The sequence below is a fragment of the Rothia sp. HMSC072B03 genome (assembly GCF_001809565.1).
GTDB lineage: Bacteria > Actinomycetota > Actinomycetes > Actinomycetales > Micrococcaceae > Rothia > Rothia mucilaginosa_A.
In genome coordinates this window covers 19,385-30,670 of sequence record NZ_KV797968.1, presented here as the reverse complement: position 1 = coordinate 30,670, position 11,286 = coordinate 19,385, and the positions used below count along the sequence as shown (strand labels likewise).

6 protein-coding genes are annotated in these 11,286 nt (G+C 59.3%); 5 read left to right on the top strand and 1 reads right to left on the bottom strand.

The window, feature by feature from the left end:
- Positions 1 to 200: 200 nt before the first annotated feature.
- Entirely contained in the window at positions 201 to 2,024 is a 1,824-nt protein-coding gene (locus HMPREF2630_RS02450; protein WP_070483197.1) for an ATP-binding cassette domain-containing protein, read from the top strand.
- 355 nt (positions 2,025 to 2,379) lie between these two features.
- Here the strand turns inward: HMPREF2630_RS02450 and HMPREF2630_RS02445 are convergent, their stop codons facing one another.
- Entirely contained in the window at positions 2,380 to 3,003 is a 624-nt protein-coding gene (locus tag HMPREF2630_RS02445; protein ID WP_049333763.1) for a superoxide dismutase, read from the bottom strand.
- Positions 3,004 to 4,444: 1,441 nt separating this feature from the next.
- On the opposite strand from HMPREF2630_RS02445, the gene HMPREF2630_RS02440 reads away from it, so the two are divergent.
- The 4 genes from HMPREF2630_RS02440 to lysX all read left to right on the top strand — a co-directional run bounded on the left by HMPREF2630_RS02440 (position 4,445) and on the right by lysX (position 11,137).
- Positions 4,445 to 4,996, top strand: coding sequence for a MarR family winged helix-turn-helix transcriptional regulator (locus HMPREF2630_RS02440; RefSeq protein ID WP_049333761.1), 552 nt, complete (start codon positions 4,445 to 4,447; stop codon positions 4,994 to 4,996).
- A gap of 519 nt (positions 4,997 to 5,515) precedes the next feature.
- The gene (locus HMPREF2630_RS02435; RefSeq protein WP_049333759.1) at positions 5,516 to 6,040 is read left to right on the top strand and encodes a ferritin; all 525 of its coding nucleotides are present in this window, start codon (positions 5,516 to 5,518) and stop codon (positions 6,038 to 6,040) included.
- A 243-nt stretch (positions 6,041 to 6,283) separates the two neighbouring features.
- Positions 6,284 to 7,642, top strand: a complete 1,359-nt coding sequence (gene nhaA, locus HMPREF2630_RS02430) for a Na+/H+ antiporter NhaA (RefSeq protein WP_049342963.1) — start codon at positions 6,284 to 6,286, stop codon at positions 7,640 to 7,642.
- Between the two features lie 42 nt (positions 7,643 to 7,684).
- Entirely contained in the window at positions 7,685 to 11,137 is a 3,453-nt protein-coding gene (gene lysX, locus HMPREF2630_RS02425) for a bifunctional lysylphosphatidylglycerol synthetase/lysine--tRNA ligase LysX (RefSeq protein ID WP_080978726.1), read from the top strand.
- Positions 11,138 to 11,286 lie beyond the last annotated feature (149 nt).

Below are 11,286 nucleotides of genomic sequence, written 5' to 3'. Positions count from 1 at the left end.
TACGTGTTCCAATCAGCGCGCACGCACCCGGGCACAGGTACATCCACCGTTACGCTCGGGTTTTTTCGCGCCTTTTTTTGGGGCGATCCTCTTACCGCCACGCGCTCAGCATAGGCACCCCCAAACTGCCGGCACACTACTGCAACGCACCACCGTCGGAGTTTGAGAGCACCCGAGCATCCATACCTCAAGGAGCTCGTATGACACACGTACTTCAGCCGCAGGCGACCTTTCCCCGTTCCGCTTCTTCCCGCGATGCCCGCTCGCACGCCATTTCCCATGCGGCGGCGCACATTAGTATCGCTCATCTGCACTTTGCGCACCCGAGCCAGCCTCCACTGTTTGTGGACCTTTCGGCGGTGTTTTCGGCACCTCTGACCGGGCTCATTGGTGATAATGGTTGCGGAAAAACAACCCTTATGAGGTTGATTTTGGGTGATTTGACCCCGAGTTCCGGTTCTTTGGCGGCACCGGCACGCATGGCGTATCTACCTCAGGATTTGGGTCTGGATCGGGAGCAGACCCTCGCCGAGCTCTGCGGAATCTCCGAGATTCTGCGGGCGCTGCAGGCAGTGGAATCCGGCGAGTACTCCCCCGAACTCTACGAGACCATCGGGGATAACTGGGATGTTGAGGAGCGCACCCTGGCGGCTCTTGCGACCTACGGTTTCACCCCGGCGACCGTGGTTGATCGCGACAACCCGCAGGCGGTTCGGGCGCTCTTTGCCCGCAACATGAGCAGCTTCTCCGGTGGCGAGGCAGTCATTGCCGCGCTTGGCTCGCTGATGATTTCTGACCCCGAGTTCATTCTGCTCGACGAGCCGACGAACAACCTGGACTCCGCGGCGAAGGCTCAGCTCTTCGCCGCGTTGGAGGCGCTACCCTGCCCGGCGCTCATCATTAGCCACGACCGCGATCTGCTGGAGCGCGTTAATGTGATTGCGGAGCTTCACTCCGATCGTCAGGGGCTGGCGCATCTGCGTCTCTTTGAGGGTAACTACAGCACCTACCGCCAGGCGCTGGAGACCGAACAGCAGGCAGCTCAGCGTCGCGTGAGCGAGGCGAAAAACCGGGTGCGTTCGGCGCATCGCGAGTGGGTGCATGCACAGGAGATTATCTCGAAGAACATGGCGCAGGTGTGGAAAGACGACCAGCCGGATACGATTCTTGCCCTCACCAAGGACGCCTCGCGTCAGGCAGCGGCAAAGCTTCGAGTTCTGCGCATCGGCAAGCAGGAGCAGGCTCAGGAGGAATACCAGAACGCCCAGGATGAGGTGCGCGTGCAGGAGAAAATCTATGCCGAGCTGAGCCAGCAGCCCCTACCCGCAGGTCGCAAGGTGCTGGAGCTACATAGGGTTGATTCTCACCGTGTTGATTCTCGGGTTTCACGTGAAACATTTACTGTTCAGCAACCCACTAAGGTTGATTCTCTGCATTTTTCACCCACTGAGACTGATAGTGAGAGCCGGCAGGGAACCCCTGCGGAGTACCCAGAACACCTGATTCTCAGCGGCCCCGAGCATCTGCGCATCACCGGCGCGAATGGCAGCGGCAAGACCACCCTCCTTGAGGCAATTGCCCACGCACAAGACCCGGAGTACCGCTCCCCCGTGCAGCCCGCCTACCGCGTCGACTATTGCCTCGAGGGGGCGTACATTCCTCAGCGCATCACCCTCGACCCGCAGCTGACCCTCCTGCAGAGTGTGCAGCGGGCTAATCCCGGCGTGAGCGAACAGCATCTGCGTGACCAACTGGCGCGCCTGCTCTTCCGCCGAGAGAGCGTGCACCACAAGACCGGTGAGCTCTCCGGTGGTGAGCGTTTCCGTGCCGCGGTGGCGCAGGTGCTTCTGGCAGATCCGGTGCCGCAGCTACTCATGCTGGATGAGCCGACGAATAACCTCGACATTTCTTCGGTGGACTGGCTGGTGCAGGTGCTCGAAGCATACACCGGCGCGCTCATCGTGGTGAGCCACGATGAGGATTTCTGCCGCCGCATCCGTATTGACCGCACGCTGGCGCTCTAGGGCTCCGCTGTACATCTAAGACAGGAAATAGTATCCAGAGCGCCATCTAGGACAAAGTTACATAGCAATCGTGTATGTACTCCTGCGTGAACTTTACATTTGAGTGACAAAATCTGCTGGAAAGTTACATTTTGTCACTCAAAACCTGATTGAGAGTTACATATTTGCCACTCAAAACCACCAGATTTACAAATTTCACATCCCAGTTGTTACATCATCACGCTTAAAATTGCGGACATACCCCGATTAAGCCATTAAAGAGACGGGTGCCCGGCACCTCCGAATGTGGAGGCACCGGGCACCCGTTTCGGTTATTCCGCCGCGGCTACGTCACCGCGTCGGTGAAAACCTTAGATTAGAGGACCAGACCCTTGGTCTGGGACACTGCGCGCTCGAAACGAGCCTGAACATCAGCCCAGTTCACAATGTTCCAGAATGCCTTGACGTAGTCGCCCTTGACGTTCTGGTAGTCCAGGTAGAATGCGTGCTCCCACATATCCAGCTGCAGAACGGGGATCAGTGCAACGGAGATGTTGCCCTGCTGATCGTAGAGCTGCTCGATGATGAGGCGCTTGCCGACGGTGTCCCACGCGAGGATTGCCCAGCCGGAGCCCTGGATGCTCAGTGCAACGCTGGTGAAGTGCTCGCGGAACTTGTCGAAGGAGCCGAAGAACTCGTCGATTGCTGCTGCCAGCTCGCCGGTGGGCTTGTCGCCACCCTCGGGGGACAGGTTGTTCCAGAAGATGGAGTGGTTGGTGTGGCCGCCCAGGTTGAACGCCAGGTCCTTGGAGAGCTTGGAGACGTTGCCGTATGCACCGTTCTCGCGTGCCTCTTCAAGCTGCTCGAGAGCTGCGTTAGCGCCTGCAACGTATGCTGCGTGGTGCTTGTCGTGGTGCAGCTCCATGATCTTTGCGGAGATGTGGGGCTCGAGCGCCGCGTAGTCGTAGGGGAGCTCGGGGAGAGTGTACTTTTCAGCCATGATGATGCCTTTCATTAGAAAACTTGGCTCGCATTAAAGATTACCAGCGTAGCGTTTACTTTACTTTTCATAAGTTGGGGAGCGTCACATTTATGTAAAACCTCGCTCGAGCCTGTGGATCTTAGGCAAAGACTTTTCCCCACATCTGTGGATAATCCTGTGTATCAGCAGGATTTTCAGGTTCGGCACCCTATTCTGCCTTGAAATATCGGGGTATGCACTCATGTGAATAACAGTGCTGTAAGTTCTCCACACTGTGGAAAACTTCTGTGGATAACCATCTTTTAAGGGGATAGGCGGAGGATTACGTCGCGCCCAAGCCCCTCGCCCCCAGCCGAAGTATGTGACATCTCGTGACATCACCTAACGATTTTTGGGACCGCGGGGCGGAGGCGGTGGATTAAGTGCACAGGGTTATCCACAACTGTGGAGAAAATCTAAATCCGCGGATTTAAAGGCGAGAAACCTTTCGGTTTAAGAATTCCCCCTCGGTTTTAACGAGCGCAGAAGCCTGTAATTACAAGAATTTTCCAGCCGCCCAGAATTTTTAAGGCACATCGGTCCCCCCGCGCAGGGAGCAAGAATCACACGCATGTAAGTTCTCCACACTGTGGAAAACTCCTGTGGATAACCTCTTTTCCGACAAGAACGGGGGGAGACAAGATTGGGGAGACGTACCCCCGGAACGCCAGGGAACCAAACTACCCCGAGGAGCCGCACCAGAGTGCCAAATTTCCGTCGACGCCGACGTCGGGGCGTAAAGGGCAAAAGAAAAGAGCATCCCGCCGCGGGATGCTCTTGAGTGAGTGATAGAGAAACGCAATTAAAAAGATACGGTACGGAATGCAGCCCAACCACGAACTGCATCCGCACCGCACATCCGTCGGTAGAAATACGAGTTACTCGTACACCGACGACAATCACCGATAAATAGAGAGTCGAACCTATCGAAGCGAGCTTCCGGTCTCGCCTCGGAGGCTTCCTTCGACCCCGTTATGTAATCAGTGTACACGGTTTCATAACGTCTGCAAACCTAAAACCGGGGGTTTTTTAAAAAATTTGTTATCGTTTTGTTATTTTTCACCCAGGGCAAGTTCTTTGCACTCTCCAGAATTTTCATCAATACCCCTAAAATCCTTGATATTTCGCGGAAGTTTCCCGGTGGGCCAAAGATGATTTTTGAGTCATTCTCGTTTATACTTGCGGTGGAAATCTTTTTATAAGTGTCTTGGGTCACTAGGCAGATTGCTATTTTTGCACCTAATACTCATAAATCGACAACCCTAGCACCCTCCGAAAAATTAGCACCAAAGTGTCAAGTATTACTTGACCGTACCAATTTCAACCTTGAGCGGTTGTTGCTTCGCTACAATGGGTGCCAACACACCGCATCTCCCCTTAAAAAGGGAGCTCCATATCCGATAAAAGAGGAACCAATCCCGTGTCCACACCAACCACGCCTGCGCAGCGGTCTGACAATACCGCACACAGCGAATCCGTCCAGTGGCTTTCGCCGCAGGAGCGAGAAGGCTGGCTCTTTATCAGCTCCATCATTTTCAGCCTCACCCGCAAGCTGGAAAACCAGCTGCAGACCGAAGCCGGCATTAGCTTTGTTGAATACATGGTGCTCGCGATGCTCTCCGAGTCTAGGGATCATTCCCTCACCATGACCGAGCTGGCAATTACCACCAACACCCTACCTGCGCGTCTCTCCCGCGTCGTGGCACGCCTTGAGAAGAGCGGATACGTCCGCCGCTCCCTCAGCGCCGAAGACCGCCGAGTCAGCATCTGCCACCTGCTCCCCGCAGGCGAGCAGAAGGTGCAGGAGGTCGCCCCCGGCCACGTGAACGAAGTACGCCGCCAGATTTTCGACCACCTCACGACCGAGCAGATTGAGCACCTCGCAGAAATCGGTGAGGCAGTCCTGGGCAACACCCCTTCAAACGTCATCTCCATTGATGCGCTCAAGCGCGGAGAATACCCCGCACAATAACCTCCTCCACCTCGGGTGAGAGTTGAGAGAATCAGAGATAAGGCACATTCCCCACCGGGAGCGTGCCTTATCTCTTTAACAGTTTTCTTTAACAGCCTCTTGTAGCCGCGAGCGCTACGGCACGGGTGAGCCTAAAACAGCCTCAAGTAGCCCCATCCCCCGCCATATGCGAAGAATTTTAAAAAAATTTTTACAGCTCGAGGACCACGCAGGAACGCCGGATGAGCGGCTGTCGAGCACAAGCTGCCTCGTGTAAGTGTGTGGGAGGTTGAGGCATCTAACGCCTCCCTCAACCGCGAAATCTCAAGGAAACACACCCAATACCACCCATCCCAAAGGTTGTATTCAGGTCACCCACACTAAGGGTAGTGGTGACAATATGTCAGGGGTACCTCATCTACCCCACCGATTAGCCTTTTCTCTCTGTACACACCCCACAGCACCCCGTACGATAAATACCAACAGGTTGCACCGCGCCGTCCGGCGCCCAGAAGCAACCACCATATAAGGAGAAACCATATGTCTAAGTCTTTCTACGACCTTCTGAACGAGCAGATCGGCCACGAGTTCGCAGCATCCCACCAGTACCTGTCCATGGCTATCTGGCTTGACGGTGAGGACCTGCCCCAGCTGGCTAAGTTCTTCTACCGCCAGTCCCTCGAGGAGCGCGAGCACGCACTCATGATGGTTCAGTACAAGCTGGACCGCGGCCACAAGGTCGAGATCCCCGCTGTTCCCGCCGTCAAGAACGACTTCGAGAACGTCCAGGAAATCGTTGACATGTCCCTGGCACAGGAGAAGGTCGTCACCGGTCAGATCGAGGCTCTGTTCTCCGCAGCACGCGCTGAGAACTACGCACTGGGCGAGCAGTTCATCCTCTGGTTCCTGAAGGAGCAGGTTGAGGAAGTCGCCACCATGGAGACCCTCGTAACCGTCGTGAAGCGTGCCAACGGCAACCTCTTCGACCTGGAGAACTACGTTGCCCGCGAGCTGGGCGACGACCACGGCCAGGAGTCCGGCGCACCCGCAATCGCAGGCGCCTAATCTCGCATTTGCGCGGCTAGGCCCCTAGTCGACCCCGCAGAATACCTGCAGAATCTTTAACGTTCCGCCCTCACCGCATACCGCGGCGAGGGCGGAACGTTTATGCATTTAAAACCTAAAAGCCTACCGTAGAGCACCGTCCAGGAGCTAAAAGCCGCCAGCGGATACTCGAATACTCATACAGTGCAGAGTAAACTTAAAAGCCTTAGATGCCGCAGAATCTCGCGGCAGAAAGAGGAGAGAATGACCCACACCAACCCAGATACCCTCAGCCGCGGCTCCTACAGCAACTCACGCCGCGTAGCCGATATTCTGCGTGCAGAATCCGTCGGCGGTACCATCCTGCTCATCGCAACGGTGCTGGCAGTAGTACTCGCCAACACCCCCGCCTCCACCTTCTACTTTGGTCTGCGAGACACCGTGGTCGGCCCGGTTATCCCCGGCTTCAACCACCTGCAGATGAGCATCGGCACCTGGGCAGCAGACGGCCTGCTCGTCGTCTTCTTCTTCCTCACCGGCCTGGAGCTGAAGAAGGAATTCGTGATTGGTGACCTCAAGTCGCCTTCCACCGCTATTGTGCCGATTGCGGCTGCCTTCGGTGGCGTGGCGGTGCCCGCGATTATCTACACGGCGCTGAACTTCACCAGCCCCACCGCACTGCACGGCTGGGCTATCCCCACCGCAACCGATATTGCGTTCGCGGTGTCTGTTCTCGCCGCCGTGGGTACTTTCCTCCCCTCTGCGATGCGTGTCTTCCTGCTGACCCTGGCTGTGGTCGACGACCTGATTGCAATCTGCATTATCGCGATCTTCTACACCAATAACTTCCACGGCGAGTACCTGCTCTTCGCACTGATTCCGCTCGCACTTTTCGCGTTCATCGCCTACCGTGGTGAGACCATGCTGCACCTGAAGCCGCTCGCCGCATGGGTTCTGCTGTTGCCCCTGGGCATCATCACCTGGGCACTCTTCCTCGAATCCGGTATTCACGCCACCATTTCCGGCGTGGTTCTGGGCTTCCTGGTGCCCGTGAAGATGTCCGCACGCTCCGAGGCAGCGCACGCAGAACACGGCCTGGCAGAGGTGCTGGAGCACCGCTTCCGCCCCCTCTCTACCGGCATCTGCGTGCCCATCTTCGCGTTCTTCAGCGCGGGTGTGGCTGTAGGCGGTTTTGAAGGCCTCGGACGCGCCCTCACCGACTCTGTGGCGGTCGGCATTATGGTTGCGCTGGTTGCAGGTAAGACCATCGGTATTTTCGGTACTACCTGGCTCGTGACCCGTTTCAAGAACGCTAACCTCGACCCGGACGTCGCCTGGATTGACGTGATCGGTCTGGCTGCAACCGGTGGTATCGGTTTCACCGTGTCCCTGCTAGTGGCTGAGCTGTCCTTCCCGCACGGCTCTCCGCATACCGAGGACGCAAAGATTGCGATTCTCGTCGGCTCTGTTCTGGCTGCTGTTGTGGGTGCGGCTATCCTGTCTCGCCGTAACAAGCACTACCGTGCCCTGGCTGAGAAGGAAAGCGTGGACGCTGACGACAACGGCATCCCCGACGTCTTCGAGGGAACCTACCGTGACCCGAAGACCGAGCCGAAGGCCTAAAACGCTCACCCGCTACACCCCGATTCCCAGCCGAAGATAACCATGTCTCACCGCATCGAAAACACCGAAAACCGCACTCCCCTTGGGGGCCGTCGCACGACGGACAACCCCGCGGAACGCGCGGAATACGTAGCGGATGGGCATGCTCGCCACCGCTCAACCGGCAGGAGGCGGCAGAAACTCGCCGTCCCCTCCCGGTACGCAGAAATTTCGGCACGCTGGGTTATCGGGGTGTACTCGTTTGCCGCGATTCTCACCTCGTTCGCGTGGATTCTCTCGCCGCTACGCCACGGCCGCGGGTTTACCTGGTGGGAGGTCATCGCCGACCTGCTCAATATCCCGTCCACGCACACCCTGCCCAGCGCCATCACCCTGATTGTGGTGGTTTCCGGGCTTATCGCGCGCAAGCGCGCCGCCCTATACGTCGTCATTGCCTTCCAGATTTTTGGCGCGCTCCTGGCCTCGCATAGCGCTTTCACCCTCTTTTTTCCCGCCGGCATTATGCCCAAGGACCGGCTCTTCTCCTCGAGCATCGACACGCTCTCGATTCTGTGCGCCGCGCTGCTGGTTCCCTTCCTCGTGACGATTCGCTCGGCGTTCCCCGCGCGCGTGGGGCGCCTCTCCTGGGCCGGGGCCCTGGCGACCGCGGTGGGCGGTATTGCCCTTACGACCCTCGCCCTGTGGTACCTCTGCCGGGTGGGCTGGTGGCCCGAGCTACGCCACGTCTCAGTGTGGGAGTTGCTGCTGCACGGGCTGGGCATCGAGCGTATGCATCCGGGCTTGTGGTCCGCAGACCTCGTGGGCTTTATCGCCTCCGTCAGCGATGGTCTCTTCCTCGTGCTGGCTCTTTACCAGTTGGCCCGCGGGTACCGCGCCCCCGACGAGTGGGACGGCGAGAAGGAGCTACAGATTCGTGCCCTGCTGCAGCACTACGGCGCAAACGACTCCCTCTCCTATTTTGCGACCCGTCGCGATAAGCAGGTTATCTTCTCCTCCGACCGCAGGGCGGCCATCACTTACCGCACTGTGGGTTCGGTGTGCCTGGCTTCCAGCGACCCCGTGGGCGATCCGCACGCCTGGCAGGACGTCATCGAACGTTGGATGCTGCAGGCCCGCAGCTACGGTTGGGTTCCAGCGGCCCTGAGCGTCAGCGAGGCCGGTGCGCGCGCCTATAGTCGCGCGGGCCTGAGCGTGCTTCAGATGGGCGAGGAGGCGGTGCTCGAAACCGACCGGTTCACCCTCAACGACACCTCGATGCTTGCGGTGCGCCAGGCCGTTCAGCGTGTGCGCCGCGGCGGGTACGGCGTGCAGATTCGCCGCTACTCCGAGCTTGACGATACCCAGAAGCGGCAGATCCAGCACAATATCGAGGCGTGGCGGCACGGTCGCGTGGAGCGCGGCTTCTCCATGGCCCTGAACCGCGTCAATGATCCGGCGGATCAGTCCACGGTTCTGGTATCGGCCCACGACGGTGAGGGCCGCATGGTGGCCCTGCTGTCCTTCGTGCCCTGGGGCCCCACGGGGCTCTCTCTCGATGTCATGCGCCGCTCCCCCGAGGCCCCCAACGGGGTGGTGGAGTTCATGGTGGCCTCCCTCATGGAGCAGGCCGCTTCGCTTGGCGTGCGCAGGGTGTCCTTGAATTTCGCGATGTTTGGGCAGATTTTCGCCGCGGCCGACCGGGTGGGTGCCTCGGCGTGGAATCGTTTCGCTTCCCGTTCCCTGGGTGTGCTTGACCGTTTCTTGCAGCTGCGTCGCCTGTATCGCTTCAACTTGAAGTTCTCTCCACGTTGGGTACCCCGCTACCTTGCTTGCGAGCCGACGCTGGCGCTTGTGAACGTTGCGGTTGCGGCGGGCGTGGCGGAGGGCTTCCTGCCGGATTTGTCCGCCCGTCGCTCGCGGGAGGAGCATCGCACGTTGAGCGAGGGTGAGTTGGTTCTTCTGCGCGAGATGCAACAGGTGCGCGCTGAGGAGCACCCGCAGGTGCCCCGTAGCCAGCAGACGCAGCACCGCCTGCGCCACCTGCAGGAGCTACGCGATGCCGGCATGAACCCGTACCCCATCGAGAGCGAAGATGTTACCGAAACCCACGGTTGGGATGGCTCTGTTATGGTGCTCAGCGTGCCCGAGGCCCTCGATATATTCTCCCACCAAAATATTCCTGAAAAAGGATATACTGTTTCGGGTCGCGTTCGCGCTCTGCGTGACCACGGTGGAGTCCTCTTTGTGACGCTCTTTGAGGTTGGCAAGACCCTGCAGGTCATCCTAGAGCGTGAGCTCGTTGGTGAGAAGCTTTTGAGCCTCGCCTCCCGAGCCCTCGATACCGGTGACCTCATCGAAACCACCGGCACCTACGGCACGAGCCGCACGGGCACCCCCTCGCTCATCGCCTCCGGCTGGCGTATGGCCGCTAAGAGCCTGCACCCCATCCCCTTCGATTCCTTCACCGACCCCGAGGCCCGCCTGCGCCGACGCTCGACCGATCTGATCGTGAATCCCGATCAGATGCACAACCTGCGCCTACGCACGGCGGTTATCAAGGCACTGCGCGCGCGTCTGGACGCCGAAGGCTTCCTCGAGGTCGAGACCCCCATCCTGCACACGGTGCACGGCGGGGCGAGCGCACGCCCCTTCCGTACCTACATCAACGCCTACGGCGAGGATCTGACGCTGCGCATCGCCCCCGAGCTGTACCTCAAGCGCTTGGTGGTTGGCGGTAGCGGCCCGGTGTACGAGCTGGGCCGAGACTTCCGCAACGAGGGTGCGGACGCAACCCACAACCCCGAATTCACGGTGCTGGAGGCGTACCGCCCCCACGCCGATTACGTGCAGATGCGCCAGCTGACCGAACGGCTCATCAAGGACGCCGCACGGGCCGTGTTCGGCACGGTTCAGCTGCCCCTTGGCCCCAAGTCCTCGTTGGAGCGTGTGCTGACAGATGTTTCGGGCCCCTGGCGCGTGGTTTCGGTGTGTGATGCCCTTTCGGAGGCGCTGGGCCGCCGCGTCGACCTGCAGACAGATTTCGAGGAGCTCCTGGCCCTCGCGCAGCGTCACGGGGTGCGCGTTCACGAGGGCATGGGGCCGGGCGCCATCATCGAGGAGCTGTACGGTGAGCTGGTGGAGGCCGTCACCGTGGAACCGACGTTCTACACGGATTTCCCAGCGGAAACGAGCCCGCTTGCGGCTCCGCATCGCAGTGTACCGGGCCTGGCGGAGCGCTGGGACCTGGTCATTAACGGCATGGAGATGGGGTGCGCTTATTCGGAGCTGACGGATGCCCTCGTGCAGCGTGAGCGTCTGACGGAGCAGTCGCTGAAGGCCGCCGCGGGTGACCCGGAGGCAATGGAGGTGGATGAGGACTTCCTGTACGCCCTGGAGACGGGTATGCCCCCGACCGGCGGCCTGGGTCTGGGCGTTGATCGCCTCGTGATGCTACTGGCCCAGACGCAGATTCGCGGCGTGCTTTCGTTCCCGTTCGTGAAACCCCGGCGCTCGTGAAGTCCCGCCAAGATTAGAGGGCAAGGATAGGGCACAGCATCGCGCCTTCTCGCCCCGGCACCGCCTCTTCGCGGCCCGCCGGGGCGTGAATGTTTAACCCGACCCTATATTAAGTATTCGTTACAATTTGAGCTCTGCCCCACTTTTAA

Bases quoted from the DNA above. Each gene is read 5' to 3' on its own strand.
- HMPREF2630_RS02450 (WP_070483197.1), top strand. From the start codon at position 201: ATGACACACGTACTTCAGCCGCAGGCGACCTTTCCCCGTTCCGCTTCT.
- HMPREF2630_RS02445 (WP_049333763.1), bottom strand. From the start codon at position 3,003: ATGGCTGAAAAGTACACTCTCCCCGAGCTCCCCTACGACTACGCGGCG.
- HMPREF2630_RS02435 (WP_049333759.1), top strand. From the start codon at position 5,516: ATGTCTAAGTCTTTCTACGACCTTCTGAACGAGCAGATCGGCCACGAG.
- nhaA (WP_049342963.1), top strand. From the start codon at position 6,284: ATGACCCACACCAACCCAGATACCCTCAGCCGCGGCTCCTACAGCAAC.
- lysX (WP_080978726.1), top strand. From the start codon at position 7,685: ATGTCTCACCGCATCGAAAACACCGAAAACCGCACTCCCCTTGGGGGC.